Here is a 14,313-nt window from a genome sequence, read left to right as displayed (position 1 = left end):
CCTTAGTACTATAATAGAAGACGATATTACATAAAAGAGAGATTGTAGTAGTAGCTCACTTGGCTGCAACCTTATTCTTCGTTATTTCCCTCGACCCGGCGCGGTATAATTCGGCACTGGCACCTTCGACCAGTCCATATCTGAAGCAAAGTAGAAGCTTGGATAGCTCGGCTGGTTGTACGTCGTATTCTGACGTGCAATCCCGGTGCGATACTGCACATCGTGCATCAGCGTATACAGCTTGTGGTTCGTCACATCTGTACTCAGGTAGATGCGGATTGCCGAACTGTCTGCTGTACGCAGCAGCAATTCTTCACGCCAGTCGCCGAAAATGTCTGCTACGAGCGAAGGATTGCCTTTTGTTCCGTTATTGGACAGCGTGCCGGTCGCGACCAGTGCTGTGCCTTTTTGCCAGTCTTGAATCGATGGTGTAACATCCTGCGAACCGTCAACGATTTGGGTAGTTAGCTGCGGACTCCATTTGATATTCATATTGGTGCCCGGATAGCTCTTACCGATTAGGCTGCCATCGGCGGTACGCAGATCGGTTGCCCATGTTTCCAGCCCCGGACGGGACGGATCGATGTCGCCGACCATGCCGCGACCGGTATCTTTGCCGGTATACGCGCCATAGATCACTTTGCCCGTTGCTGCATCGCGCAGTGCATACCCGTAAGGCGCGTATGTCGCTGCTTCATGCACCATGTAGATTTCCAATCCCGGTCGGTTCGGATCGATATCTGCTACATGCAGGGCATCGCCGTGTCCCAATTTGGCAATCTGACCTGGAATCGCACTGCCTGCTGGCATCACATCTTTGGAACTGTACAGCAATGTACCGTCATGATCAACCGTACCGGAGCCGTATACAATCTCGTCCTTACCATCTCCATCTACATCCGCGGCAGTCAATGAATGAGCGCCTTGCCCAGCGAGCGGTCCCAGATCTGGATCAGTACCGTCGCGTCCATGCGGACCGTCGTTGAAGGGATTGGTCATAATCGCCCAGCCGGTATCAGCAGTCCAGTCTTTGCTTAGCTTTTTGCCATCCCAGCTATACGAAACTAGCGCGGCTCGTGTGTAGTATCCACGGGCAAATACAGCAGACGGCGTTCTCCCATTGACATAGGCGACCGTCGCGAGAAAACGATCGACCCGATTGCCCGGCTCAATCCGATTCATCGCATAATCACCCCACATGAGTCCATCGTCATACCGCTCTGGCTCATAACGTACGGTCTGCTCTTCTTTGCCAGTACGTCCTTCAAATACTGTCAAATACTCCGGTCCACTTACAATGAAGCCTTCAAAGTCACGCAGGTCGTTGCGTGTGCTTCGTGACGGTGCATACACGTCGATAAAATAATCTGCCAGCGCTTTTGCATCGTCCAGCGACAACGGATACGAATACTTCGGTGCTATGCCAAATGCCTCTTCCAGCGTCTTCGGCCAATGCCCATTTTTCACTTCAGGATGCTCACTCCAGCCCTGAAACATCTGCACTACATGATTGTAATAGTCCTCACTGCTCATCCGGTAATCGTCGGTATTGGCATATCCTGCTTGCCGATCTTCTTTCGGCAGCGAAATGTAGCGCTCTGATACGACATTCCCGCGTGCTCCATAACGGGTAATCTTCGTACCCGGCGCTGTTTTCATCATCATCTCGGCTTTGCCATCGCCGTCAAAGTCATACACGAGAAACTGAGTATAGTGCGCGCCCGAGCGAATATTCACGCCTAGATCGATCCGATACAGCAGTGTGCCATCCAGTCGGTACGCATCAATATACGTATTGCCGGTATAGCCTTTCTGCGATACGTCCTTCGCATTGGACGGATACCACTTTACAAAATATTCGTATTCCCCGTCATCATCCACATCGCCCACACTCATATCATTGGCGGAATAACTGTACACTTCACCTGCTGGCGTGATACCATCCGCCGGCTTTTGCAATGGCAGATCATAATACGTATCATTCCAAACGGAAACTGGTGCGCTCAGCTTATTTTTGTCCGGCTTGAGCAGGCTGGCAGCGGAGACGCCATGTGCTGCCGCCGTCTGTTCTACCGTTTGACCACTGCTAGATGAGATGCCGTATGTAGCAGAAGTGACCTCGGTAGACGTGGATAATGCTGCATTGGCATCATCTTCATATACCGATTCCGTCGCTGTAGCAGATGGATGCGAACGAACAGGAATCGCCAGTAAACGATACCGATCCTGTGCCTTCCCTTTTGTATCCAGATAGTTCGTACTGTCACTAACTACCGCCACAAACTGACCATTCCGATACACGGCAAAATCCGTTCCAGTCAGCCCTGTCTTGGAATACCCATTCACCTCATTACCTAGCAGCCGCCAACTGAGAAAATTACCATCTGTCGTATGCGCAGCAACCAATCCACGATCCAGATATTCCAGCTGTACCTTCTGCTGCTTGCCTTGCCCATGAGCGGACAGCGCTGCATCGCTTGTGTCATCTGCTGCGGTAACCCCACCTGCTGGTACAACAAGTGCGATACCCAGTGCAACAGTCAGCAAGCGAGTTGTCAAAGCATACTGCTTTTTGATCACGTGATTCACTCCCTGTTCATTCGTGATTTTGATAACGCTTACATATTGTGATTGCCTCTTTATTATAGAATTCCATTTATGTTAACGTGTTCAAAAATCAGATTGAACTGTTTAAATACCCGTCTGTTTCGATGATCGTTCTACATTTTATACGAGAATTGTTCACATGTGTGAATAGGATGCTGTCTTGATGTATATATCGCTCAACACTGCGTTAAAGCAACTACTTCTCCCAAGTAAATGAGTTCAAAATTTATCTTGTGTAATATTAACTAACATAATAATCATATTTCTGCATAAAATCCGAACTTTTAATTATATTTTTTTACAAATGTTAAGAATAATACTCTGCAAAATACCAAAATACTCCTATGATAACACTAATACCAGCAAATACAGATATATTTTCTAACATAAGCATACAACGATACAATCATACTTATATTCAAAGGGGAGTTATGTATGGAAAACAAAGTAAGTGGCGGTAAAATCTTTTCGCTCGGATTGCAACACGTATTAGCAATGTACGCCGGTGCTATTCTTGTACCACTGCTCGTCGGACGCGCCTTGAATCTGACGACAGAACAACTGTCCTATCTCGTCGCCATTGATCTGCTCACCTGCGGTATTGCTACGCTACTGCAAGCATGGAAGACCAAATATCTCGGCATCGGCTTGCCGGTTATGCTCGGCAGCTCCTTTGTCGCGATTACGCCAATGATCGGGATCGGCAATCAATACGGTCTGGCATCCGTTTATGGTGCAATTATCGCCGCCGGATTATTCGTTGCGATATTCGCCGGATTGTTCGGTAAAATTATCAAGCTGTTCCCTCCAGTTGTAACCGGAACGGTCGTTACAGTGATCGGGCTTTCCCTTGTTCCAACAGGTATTCGTAATATGGCAGGCGGTGCCAACAATGACGACTTCGGCAGCTTGCAAAACTTCCTGCTCTCGTTTGGCGTACTGGCATTGATTTTGTTGATTAACCGATTCTTTACCGGTTTTATGCGTTCGCTATCCGTGCTGATCGGTATTATCGCCGGTACACTGGCTGCTGCGATGCTCGGTAAAGTCAATCTAAGTGCCGTGATGGAAGCATCGTGGTTCCATCTGCCGCAATTTTTCGCTTTCGGTCTGCCGGAGTTCAAAATCGCTCCCATTCTCACCATGATCATCGTCTGTATGGTCATTATCGTTGAATCGACGGGCGTATTCCTCGCTCTCGGTCGTGTCTGCGATCAGAAGCTGACACCGCAGGATATGACGCGCGGTTATCGCACTGAAGGGATCGCGATCATGCTGGGTGGATTGTTCAATGCGTTTCCGTATAATACCTTTGCGCAAAATGTCGGTCTGGTCGAGTTGTCTCGTGTCAAAACGCGCAACGTCATCTTTATGGCATCCGGTATTCTCATGGTGCTCGGTTTAGTTCCGAAAATCGCTGCGCTGGCAACGATCATCCCGCCTGCTGTACTCGGCGGTGCAACAGTCGTATTGTTCGGTATGGTCATCGCGTCTGGCATTCGTATGCTGACCGAAGTGGATTTCAAAGATCAGCGCAATCTGTTGGTCGTTGCCTGCTCCATCTCGCTCGGCATCGGTGCAACCGTAGTGCCAGAGTTATTCGCCGGGTTACCAGCTTCGCTGCGCATCATCGTCAGCGATGGTACGATTACCGGCAGCTTGTCGGCAATTGTACTGAATGTATTTTTCAATATGACGTCACGGCGTAAGGTCGAAGCGGCACCTGTTCATTCACATGGGATATCGGAGACTACCGTTGCGCGTGAGCAGATTTCTTAATCCAGCCAATCTTGGATCATAATAAAACGTAGCCTAAAACATAACGATTCCGTTGCTTGCTTCTACCGTTTGTACTCCCTCTAAGGAAAAGCCGTCCCAAGCGACTGCCGATATGGTATAATCACCACTATTGACAGTTAACAGGAGGCACACATGCTTACTTTTGAACAAAAGCTTGAACTGCTGGAATCGTACCCTCAATTGCAGCGTAAAAATGTATCACTCGGACGGGTTAATTTTCATTTTGAAGAAAGTACCGTCGATAAGAAAATTGTAGCGTTTCACATTCATCCCAACGGCAACGGCTTTGTCTACGCTGGATTGCTGGATGCATACGAAACCGATGACAAAGGCTTTGTGAATATCCGCGACTATTCGGAAGAGCAACTGCGTACGTTGCTGGATGCTACAATTGAAGCCATGTCCAGCCAAGCACCAGCTGAAGATACGCAAGAGCAAGACAAATCTGCCGCTCCTTCGGCTGCATTCGTACCATCATCCAGCCCATCCGCAGGCGGTAACTGGATCGACGAAGAAGGTCACACTCTGATTCTGAAGTACGAAGATGACATGTGGTGCCTGTACGCAGGCGACAACCTCGACATGGCATTCGAATCGCGCCGCGAAGCAGATGATTATTTACGAGAAGAAGGCTTCAAACCGAACTTGAAAGCGTAAATAGCTACACATTACAGATACTCTCATTGATACAAATGGGAGTATCTTTTTTGATGTGTTCAATATTATGATAGAGAAAACACATACAGCAAGGAGTTCCAATCCATGAATAAAATGGTATTTCTATTAGTCATGTTGCTCTTAACTGCATGCACATCCACGCCACAAAATGTAAATGAATTCGATCAAAATGTCAGTCTCGGAAAAGTAGCCATGAAGAATGAATATTATCGCGCTGCGCTGTATCATTTTGAAAAGGCTAAAGTCGACCAGCCCAATGACGCGGATTTAAAAACTCTTACAGAAATGGCAGAGAGCAAGATTAAGCAGAGCTTAGATAATATGAAGCCGCGCAGTTCTTTAGCTGATACTTATGAGAAATATGAATCTATAATGAGGAAACAAGGGAAAGAACCAAGTTGGAGAGAATGGGAATTGGATCGATTGAATCAAACTAGTAAACGAGATGATGGTGTCGATACTAACGGAGATACTTTCGAAGATTATGTTACTCAGGCTGAGCTTGCTCAGACCGAACCGGGTAAACTGAACGATGAGCAACTACTGGATGATTGGCTTCTCCATTACAATCATTGATACAGCAACCATCTCAAACGGAAAGGAACTCCATATCATGTACAAAAAAATCATTTCTTCCGTCCTACTCACTTCTGCTTTACTCACATCTGCTGTTCCGCCAAGTATGACTCATGCCGCTTCTGCTCCTATCACTTCCTACGATTTTGCAGGTGAACGTAATCTGTTCCATTATGCCCGAACACAAACGAGTGATCTTTTCATCGTCCGCAGCGGCATTACCTATATCGATATCGGCTTTTTTTATACCAACGACCCCGGTCTTACACTTACATGGGACAAATCTCAAATGCGCGCCGGGTTTCAGGGCTTTAACAAAAAGATTGCTATTCGCATGGGCAGTCGCACCGCTATGCTGGATGGCAAAAAGGTAACCTTGCCAGCTGCTCCCTTCAAGCAAAGCAATCACAACAGTGGAGATATCGCTATTTATGTCCCTGTTCGTTTTGCCCTACAGGCAATCGGTGGTGGCAACATCCAAGTGGATGCCGCCAACCATCGCATAACTGCAGATCATGTACAATCCTATACGGTTCTGACAGATGTATACGGTGATTCAACCTATACGCTAAAAAAACAGACAGGTGATCTGTTCGTTTCCCGCGGTTCAAGTCTTCCGGTTCTGATCGCATCCATCGACACTCAACTTACAACCGCACAGATTCAGGTCAGTCATACAAGCGGTGGTTTACAGGTCATACGCATTAGAGACAATTACGGGGAACCGGGTATAAACACACAGGATTTCACCCTTATTTTCAAAAAAGATGCCTTGATCCGGCAGGCACATATGCAGTATTTCTGGGAACATGGCAGCAATATTGAGACGTATAATAACAATATCGTATTGAGTGACGGTGCTACGCTTCGCATAATTTCTGGCGAGACTGGCAATGTATTAGAGACGATCGATCTGATCAAACTTGGTGGTAAAAAAGCAACTTATGTTGTCGAAGCCATCCAACCAGCATTCATTCTTATGCGCAATACCGACGATGCCCATCTGATGATAGTACACCGCCAGACAGGCGAGTCGATTGTGCTATACCAGAATCTGCTGACGCCGGAACAACAACGTCTCGTTGAACCGCTTATTACACCGTGGGCTCAAGGAGATGAGATCACGTTTGATCACCGTACGGGACAAACGCTGTACTTCACCTACGCCAAAGGAACAGATCGCGAGCAGGAACTAACGTATACATTAAGCACCGAAACTCCAAACTAACAGAGCTACAACTACAATATTCCATACAGCAACATGCATCGATTCATGTTGTCTATCACATAGACAGCTGTGTATATGAATAAACTCCCATTTATATAAAATCGGAGTTTCCCCTAAGTTTCAGACTCTATTTATTAGTAGTCCCACTTTGCTCATATCACTGTCTGGCAACTATTAATTGGCGATTGGGAGAAGCTGCATGTAACGACTATACTTGCCCAATTCCACGACAACGCCCGTCTCGACTGATATAATAGAAGGAACTGCGAATATGCATCTATCATAGAGGCGTATTTAAACTGCACCAACAATACAGAGAGACGGATAGGAGCTGCTTATGTCTAATCAAAGTATTATTTTTTTCGATATCGATGGAACGCTGCTAGATTTCAACAAAGAACTGCCTGCTTCCACCAAACAAGCTATTTTCGATTTGCGCGAGCGTGGACATGAAGTAGCGATTGCGACCGGACGTGCGCCATTTATGTTTGAGAAGATCCGCGAAGAGCTGCAAATTGACACGTATGTCAGCTACAACGGACAATATGTCGTTTTGCGAGGCGAAGTGCTGTACACCAATCCACTTAACCCGGATGGGCTTGTCAAACTGAGTCAGGCTGCCAACGAAAATGAAAATCCAATCGTGTACATGGATGCGGACGATATGCGCGCCAACGTACCGGATGAGCATGAATATATCACCACCAGCATTAGCACCCTGCATGTGGACAAATTTCCAACCTACGATCCGGCATATTATGAACAGCGCGAGATGTACCAGTGTTTGCTGTTCTGTCTGGAAGGCGCCGAGCAAAACTATGCCGAGAACTTCCAAGACTTTGACTTTATCCGCTGGCATCCGATGTCGGTCGACGTCCTGCCCGCTGGTGGCTCCAAAGCGAATGGCATTTCCAAAATCACCGACAAGCTGGGCTTCCCCAAGGAACGCCAGTATGCCTTTGGCGACGGCTTGAACGATGTAGAGATGCTCAAGCAAATCTATAACAGCGTCGCGATGGGCAACGCCGAACCAGAAGCCAAAGCAGTCGCGCGTCATATAACCAAAGCAGTCGATGAAGACGGCATCTTGCACGGGCTGCAAATGGTCGGTCTGCTCGACTAAGTGCATAAGACTGGATAGCACACGCACATTCATGATACAAACAGCCAAAAGACCAGGTACGCCTTTACTTCTACACAAGAAGGGCATACCTGGTCTTTTAGCTATTGGTATTGGTATTGGTATTGGTATTGGTATTGGTATTCAACTATTTTAGACTGTTCAGCCACTCAAATACCGAGTAATCCGAAAAATTCAAATCGTGCTGTCTGCGCCGAGATTTCTTCCAGCGTTTTATCCGCAAGTGACGAATCCGCCGATTGTGGACCGAACAGCCATCTGGCGATCATGCCTTCGATTAGACTCGTCAGCATCGCTGCGCGCATCGCCGGATCAATACCGGGCGGCAGCATGTCCAGCTCGATGGCTCGCTCGATGTTACGACGGAATGCCTGCTCCATCTGAATCCGCGCTTCATTGGCTGCCTGCCGGATCGCTTCATCCGCCGCGCCACTACCGAGCAGCAGCTCCATCAGATAACGATGATCGCTGGCAAACTGGAACAGATTTTGTAGCAAATGTTGGGATGCCTGCACCATATCGACCACCGAACCAGATTGCGTACGATATCCCTGCGAGATCACGTTCGCAATCTCTTCCCGCCCATTGGCGATAATCTCCAGCGCAATCGCTTCTTTACTTTTAAAATACCAATAAAACGTTCCCTGCGCGACACCCGCCTGTCGTACAATATCCGAAACTTTGGTCTGATGATATCCGTTCCGCGCAAATAATTCCACTGCAATATCCAGCAGTTCCTGCCTTCTCTCTCCATTGTTCCCCGTTGCATTCCGCTCTTGCATGTCGAACCTCCCGATTGACTCACCAGTCAACTTGATTGTATCCATGCTAGCGGATAACCTCATTGTAGTCAATGTTGTCTGCTCATCTGCACGATATTGCAAAGCTGTACATCATCCCTTTTATATAGAAGGAATTGTGTCTATCTATTGCTGCAAATGCAAAAAGGATGTACCTATACATCTTGTACAGGCACATCCTCACATTGTATTCTATCCTGAATCTATTCAGCTGCGAACATTCCAATCTTCACTCACATTCGACTGCGGAACAGCAAATAGATGAAGTACGGCACACCGATCAGGGAAATGACGATTCCGGCTGCTAGTTGCGCAGGAGCGAATATCGTTTTGCCGATCAGATCCCCGAGCGATACCATCAGCATACCGACCAGACCGGACACAGGCAACAAGCGGCGATGATGCAGACCGACTAGTCGCCGCGCAATATGTGGTGCGATCAGACCAACAAAGCCAATCCCGCCCGATACCGAAATGCACGCCGCCACCAGACCGACCGCCGCCAACATCAGCTTGCGCCGCTGCCGACCAAGATCCAATCCGAGACTGAGCGTCGTCTCGTCATGCAATTGCAGTACATCCAGCACTTTGCCTTTCCACCATAAATACGGGGCAATCAGCAACAGCCACGGCAGCATCGCACCAATATACCGCCAATTGGCACTATGCAGACTACCCGCTAACCATACCGCCGCTGCTTCAAAGTCATTCGGATTCATTTTTAACGACAAATACAGCGTAACCGCCGCGAAGCCCGCGCTGACTGCAATTCCGACTAGAATTAGCTGCTGTGGATCAAGCCGTCCATTGCTGCGCGCCAGCCAGAAAATAATCGCCACAGCCAGCATTCCGCCAGCCAAACCGAACAGCGGCATCGCTATATATGCGAACCAGCCCGTCAGATCTAGCGTCTGGCTGAACACCAGCATGAACAGCACAACCGCCATACTCGCACCAGCGTTAATCCCCAGCATCCCCGGATCGGCAAGACCGTTGCGAGTGACACCCTGAATAACAGCACCCGCAATGCCCAGCCCGAAGCCAGTCAACATCGCTAGCACAATACGTGGCAATCGAAAATCGAACACAACCAGATCATATTCGCGAGTGACATCAATACGCAGCAGTGTGCGAATGACATCACCGACCGTCATATCGAACGTGCCATTGGTAACGCTGATGTATACGACCGCCAGCGTCACCAGTAGCAATAGCGGTACGACAAGCCAGATGCGCCGATGCACCGGGAACATCTCCGCTTCAGGAAGCTTCATGTGCTTTGCCTCCTTTGCGACGAATCAGATACAGGAAGAACGGAACACCGAACAGCGCGGTAACGACACCAATCGGTGTCTCGAACGGTGCATTCAGCCAGCGGCTGATCAGATCACACCAGCAGAGGAACAATCCACCTAACCAGGCAGCACATGGAATGACTTTGCGATAATCTGTACCAACCAGATAACGTGTAATATGCGGCACCATCAATCCGACAAAGGCGATTTTGCCCGCTAACGCTACCGAGCAGCCCGTCAGAATCACAACCGCCAGCATCGATAGTGCTTTAATCACACTGGTACGCTGTCCTAATCCGGCGGCAATCTCATCGCCCATCGACAGCACGGTAATATAACGCGCCAGCATAAGCGCCATTATCAAACCGACCAGTGCAAATGGAATGATCAGCTTGAGCATCGTCGGATCAATTTGATTCAGCCGGGCGTTATACCAGAAGCTAACCGATTGCGATACTTGAAAATAAGTCGCCGCCGCTTCTGCTACTCCGCTCAAAAACGTGCCGATGATCGTGCCTAGAATCGCCATGCGTACTGGTGATGTCCCATTCGGCAATAGCCAAGCTAGCCCAAATACAATCCCCGCTCCAATCGCCGAGCCGATCAGCGAATAAAAGACCATCGTCAACGACGATGCACCCGGCAGCATAATCATACATAGCGTAATCGCCATCACCGAACCATCCGATACCCCCATGATCGACGGAGAAGCAAGATAGTTGCGGGTCATGCCTTGCATGATTGCCCCAGATACCGCCAGAAAGGCGCCAATCAGTAGCGCCCCGAGCGCACGCGGCAACCGGGAATGCATAATGATCTGGTGCCTGATATCATGTTCATCGAAATGAAACAGCGCCTGCATCACTGTCGACAGATCGATATCATTCGCTCCATACAGGATGGAAATAGCAATCGTGAGCGTAGCCGAAACCGGCACGCCCACGATGAATAGTAGCGGAAACCAGCTTCGGATTCCGCCAGTTATGGTAGTCATTATTTGGACAATTCCTTCACGGCTGCCTGTACGAATTGATCACGGCTCCATGCCGGACCACCTTCGGACAATGGATCAATCACATTCACATACACATGACCGTCCTGGAATGCTTTCATTTTGCTCAAGATCGGATTGCTTTGCAGGTCTTTGAGTGCATTTGGCGTATCCGCATTCTCATCTTCGGAGAACTGGATAAACAGATCATCTGGATTCACCTGTGCCAGCTGCTCTACGGAGATTTCCTGCTGCGCCTTTGTTTGCTGGATAATGTCTGGTACGTTGAGACCCAGATCTTCATACAGCGCCGCATTAACGAACACGTTCGACGGATACACACAGATCGCACCCTGACGGATACGCACTGCCAGTACTGTTTTGTCATTCAGCTTGGCACCTAGCTCGGTTTTGGCTGTTTGCACATCCTGATCATATTTGGAAATGGCGCTTTCCGCTTGATCCTGCTTTCCAGTCAGCTGACCCATCAGCTTCAGGTTATCCTGCCAGTTATCCGAAATATGCGATACTGCAATCGTTGGTGCAATCTTGTTCAGTTGCTCCAGCACTGGTGCATCGAATTTGGTCGTACCGAGAATCACATCCGGCTTCAACGACAGGATCGTTTCAAAGTTCGGCTCTGTTTTCTCCCCAATCGACTTCGCCTGATCGGTAATCGAAGCGAATTTCTCCGGGAAATTGCCCTGATACGTAATCGCACCGATCGGATGTACATCCAGCATCAACGCATCTTCCATCGCTTCCATGGAACCGGTAATTACAATACGCTCTGCTTTGGCAGGAACGGTATATTCCTTGCCCAGATAGGTGATCGTTTGCTGCTTTGCCTGTGCCGAGCTATCCGACGTTGTGCCGCTCGCAGATGTTGTACCTCCCGCGCTGCCTTCACTACTTGCCGCATTGTTGCTGCTGCCGCACGCAGATACTAGCACCATCATTAACGCCAGTATGCAAATGGCTGTCCAGGAACGCAAAGATGTGCGCTCCCCTCCTGCCGTTTGAGTTTGTCTATTCATCACTATATGGCTCCCCTTTCGATATCCATCCCACTTGATAATCATTCTCAATAAAATGATAGTATGGATACCGTCATCCGAACATGGACAATATTCGCAAAAGTCATGGAGTATATTCAGTCCAATCCCATGAAGCAACTGATCCACCTTACCGGCAAAAGACGTTGCCTGCATCGTCTACCATTCGTTTATATGCTTCCGGCGAACGATCGCGCCACGGATCAGAGTTCAATACATGCACTGCATCGAGCTGTACAGCGCGCAGATTCAACCAATCTGGCTGCGTCTCCAGCTCTTTCCACTGTTGCAGCGTCTGGCTTTCCTGACAAATGAGCAGCAATAACCGATCCGGATCCACATGTGCCAGCATGGCAGGTGTGATTGGCGTATCCTCGTCTTCTATCTCTTCGTTGCCGTTTGTAGGAGCATTCGACGCATGCTGCGGCAGTAAACGCACCAGATTCACATGCAGATCATGACGCAGCATATGAGCAGCTTCGGATGAATAACATGAATAGAAATTGCCTTTCCAATACCGGACGAAGACAACGTTCTCGCTCTCGCTCTGCTCATGCAGATCGTCCACATGGTTGTTCGCCGTTTCCTTTCCACCTTTTATCTTCTGAAGCACCTGACGACACTGCTGATCATATTGCTCTAGCCAGCTTGCTGCTTCCGCCTCCTGCCCTAGCTTCTGCGCCAGCTGTTGGAGCTGCTGCTTCCACTGCGGACTAGCACAGTGTATATAATACACCTCGGCAATTTGCTGCAAATGCTGCTTTTCTTCCTCTGAAATATGCTCTGGCGCGATGATCAGCTCTGGATTACAGCGCCGCAAAATAGCGATATTGCTCTGCCATTGCACCGTCGCACGCTGCACTTTTAGATGAACGGGAATATCGGCGGCAAGCCGCTTCTCATCGTGAGCTGTCCATTTCGGGTGCAGCGGTGCGGCATACGGAATCACGTCCAGCGCCAGCAGATAACCAGTAATAATCGGATCGTAAGAAGCGATTTTCCGCGTCCGATTGCGAATGTAGGCAGACGGTGTGATGCCAGTTTCCTGCTTGAATTTGCGGCTAAAATAAAACTCATCGTTGTACCCGACTTCATGTGCAATATCCCGCAGCCGCAGCTCTGGGTTCGCCATCAGACGACGTGCCTGCTCCATACGCAGACGGGTCATATAATGAATAACACTTTCGCCATAGTGCTTTTTGAACAGACTGACATAATAATTCCGACTGAGTCCAGCCATCTCGGCAAGCTGTTCCAGCGTCAGCGGTTCACGGTAATGCTGCTCAATATACGCACGCGTCCGCTGCAATTGCACACCCGCATCGCCTTCCGGCACATTTTCCTGTTCCCGCAGATCGCATAACAGTTGCAAAAATAAACTGACTGCTCGTGTCCGGCTACCATGCTCACCGCTCAACCATTGCTCATGGATGGACTGACACATCGGCAGCAGCCATGAACCAGATACCGGATAGCCGCTATGATCGTAATTCTCGTATTCCGGTTCAAAGGCAGGCATGGCGGTATATGCTGACAATCCGAGCAGCTCCAACTCCTGCTCCCGCTCCACATAACAGTCAAACCGTAGCAAATACACACTCATCCCTTTACGCCCAGACGAGCGCAACCCGAGCGTGCTTCCCGGCACAAACCAGTGTACACTTTGCCCCTGTACACGCAGTCGCTCCTGTTCCCGTGTCAGAATGCCTTCGCCCTCGGCAATAACAAGCAAGGTATGGCTGGACGCATATTGCTGCGGCAGATGAAAGTCGCCAGTTTTGCGCACTTTCTCCACATTGCGTAGCCGAAAACTCATATGATCTAGCGCTGATAAGATGGAGCCGTACAGCGGTTGTTGTGTACTTTGCGACTGCAAGGCAGATGCTGACGATGAATGACTTTTTATTTTCCGATCCGCAATCGTATTCATAGCTCATCTCTCCTCTATTTTAATCTGGTTATCACCAAATCTGAGCATCACCAAATGATAATAATTCTCAATATATACTTCATCACTCTACCCCTTTCTAGCCCGGCACGTCAACGAATACACTCCTTTTTCAACATTTGTCCATGATTGGCGTGGAATATTGTGCATGGTCGGACAAGCGACAACTTTGTATTATCAAGGCACACGTACAT

The 14,313-nt window shown here is 48.7% G+C and carries 11 protein-coding genes; 5 read left to right on the top strand and 6 right to left on the bottom strand.

The window, feature by feature from the left end; translation table 11 throughout:
* Nucleotides 1-81: 81 nt before the first annotated feature.
* Nucleotides 82-2,580, bottom strand: coding sequence for a rhamnogalacturonan lyase (locus ACE3MZ_RS04430; protein ID WP_411345279.1), 2,499 nt, complete (start codon nucleotides 2,578-2,580; stop codon nucleotides 82-84).
* A gap of 462 nt (nucleotides 2,581-3,042) precedes the next feature.
* Here ACE3MZ_RS04430 and ACE3MZ_RS04425 point away from each other — a divergent pair, with 462 nt between their 5' ends.
* From ACE3MZ_RS04425 to ACE3MZ_RS04405, 5 genes are all read left to right on the top strand, one after another.
* Nucleotides 3,043-4,386, top strand: a complete 1,344-nt coding sequence (locus ACE3MZ_RS04425; RefSeq protein WP_411345278.1) for a nucleobase:cation symporter-2 family protein — start codon at nucleotides 3,043-3,045, stop codon at nucleotides 4,384-4,386.
* 153 nt (nucleotides 4,387-4,539) lie between these two features.
* Nucleotides 4,540-5,064 carry a hypothetical protein gene (locus ACE3MZ_RS04420; RefSeq protein WP_411345277.1) on the top strand — a complete coding sequence of 175 codons (525 nt, stop codon included), beginning with the start codon at nucleotides 4,540-4,542 and terminating at the stop codon, nucleotides 5,062-5,064.
* 105 nt (nucleotides 5,065-5,169) lie between these two features.
* The gene (locus ACE3MZ_RS04415; RefSeq protein WP_411345276.1) at nucleotides 5,170-5,661 is read left to right on the top strand and encodes a hypothetical protein; all 492 of its coding nucleotides are present in this window, start codon (nucleotides 5,170-5,172) and stop codon (nucleotides 5,659-5,661) included.
* Nucleotides 5,662-5,698: 37 nt separating this feature from the next.
* Nucleotides 5,699-6,889, top strand: coding sequence for a copper amine oxidase N-terminal domain-containing protein (locus ACE3MZ_RS04410; RefSeq protein WP_411345275.1), 1,191 nt, complete (start codon nucleotides 5,699-5,701; stop codon nucleotides 6,887-6,889).
* Between the two features lie 337 nt (nucleotides 6,890-7,226).
* Nucleotides 7,227-8,012 (top strand): Cof-type HAD-IIB family hydrolase, encoded by a 786-nt coding sequence (locus tag ACE3MZ_RS04405; RefSeq protein WP_411345274.1) that lies wholly within the window; start codon nucleotides 7,227-7,229, stop codon nucleotides 8,010-8,012.
* Nucleotides 8,013-8,179: 167 nt separating this feature from the next.
* Here ACE3MZ_RS04405 and ACE3MZ_RS04400 read toward each other — a convergent pair whose 3' ends face one another.
* From ACE3MZ_RS04400 to ACE3MZ_RS04380, 5 genes are all read right to left on the bottom strand, one after another.
* Nucleotides 8,180-8,812 carry a TetR/AcrR family transcriptional regulator gene (locus ACE3MZ_RS04400; RefSeq protein ID WP_411345273.1) on the bottom strand — a complete coding sequence of 211 codons (633 nt, stop codon included), beginning with the start codon at nucleotides 8,810-8,812 and terminating at the stop codon, nucleotides 8,180-8,182.
* A gap of 251 nt (nucleotides 8,813-9,063) precedes the next feature.
* A complete protein-coding gene (locus ACE3MZ_RS04395; RefSeq protein WP_411345272.1) occupies nucleotides 9,064-10,104 on the bottom strand; it encodes a FecCD family ABC transporter permease in 1,041 nt (346 codons plus the stop codon).
* Entirely contained in the window at nucleotides 10,091-11,119 is a 1,029-nt protein-coding gene (locus ACE3MZ_RS04390; RefSeq protein ID WP_411345271.1) for a FecCD family ABC transporter permease, read from the bottom strand. The genes ACE3MZ_RS04395 and ACE3MZ_RS04390 overlap by 14 nt, the downstream gene beginning before the upstream one ends.
* Entirely contained in the window at nucleotides 11,119-12,153 is a 1,035-nt protein-coding gene (locus ACE3MZ_RS04385; RefSeq protein WP_411345270.1) for an ABC transporter substrate-binding protein, read from the bottom strand. Before ACE3MZ_RS04385 ends, ACE3MZ_RS04390 begins: the two co-directional genes overlap by 1 nt.
* Nucleotides 12,154-12,301: 148 nt before the next feature.
* Nucleotides 12,302-14,101, bottom strand: a complete 1,800-nt coding sequence (locus ACE3MZ_RS04380) for an AraC family transcriptional regulator (RefSeq protein WP_411345269.1) — start codon at nucleotides 14,099-14,101, stop codon at nucleotides 12,302-12,304.
* Between the last annotated feature and the right edge of the window lie 212 nt (nucleotides 14,102-14,313).

It is taken from the genome of Paenibacillus sp. WLX1005 (assembly GCF_046603685.1).
In the GTDB taxonomy this organism is placed as follows: Bacteria; Bacillota; Bacilli; order Paenibacillales; family Paenibacillaceae; genus Saccharibacillus.
Note: the sequence above shows the minus strand (reverse complement) of the source record. Positions and strands in the feature narration are given on the sequence as shown.

Coding starts and splice junctions, on each gene's coding strand:
- ACE3MZ_RS04425 (WP_411345278.1), top strand. CDS start 3,043: ATGGAAAACAAAGTAAGTGGCGGTAAAATCTTTTCGCTCGGATTGCAA.
- ACE3MZ_RS04420 (WP_411345277.1), top strand. CDS start 4,540: ATGCTTACTTTTGAACAAAAGCTTGAACTGCTGGAATCGTACCCTCAA.
- ACE3MZ_RS04415 (WP_411345276.1), top strand. CDS start 5,170: ATGAATAAAATGGTATTTCTATTAGTCATGTTGCTCTTAACTGCATGC.
- ACE3MZ_RS04410 (WP_411345275.1), top strand. CDS start 5,699: ATGTACAAAAAAATCATTTCTTCCGTCCTACTCACTTCTGCTTTACTC.
- ACE3MZ_RS04405 (WP_411345274.1), top strand. CDS start 7,227: ATGTCTAATCAAAGTATTATTTTTTTCGATATCGATGGAACGCTGCTA.
- ACE3MZ_RS04400 (WP_411345273.1), bottom strand. CDS start 8,812: ATGCAAGAGCGGAATGCAACGGGGAACAATGGAGAGAGAAGGCAGGAA.
- ACE3MZ_RS04395 (WP_411345272.1), bottom strand. CDS start 10,104: ATGAAGCTTCCTGAAGCGGAGATGTTCCCGGTGCATCGGCGCATCTGG.
- ACE3MZ_RS04390 (WP_411345271.1), bottom strand. CDS start 11,119: ATGACTACCATAACTGGCGGAATCCGAAGCTGGTTTCCGCTACTATTC.
- ACE3MZ_RS04385 (WP_411345270.1), bottom strand. CDS start 12,153: ATGAATAGACAAACTCAAACGGCAGGAGGGGAGCGCACATCTTTGCGT.
- ACE3MZ_RS04380 (WP_411345269.1), bottom strand. CDS start 14,101: ATGAATACGATTGCGGATCGGAAAATAAAAAGTCATTCATCGTCAGCA.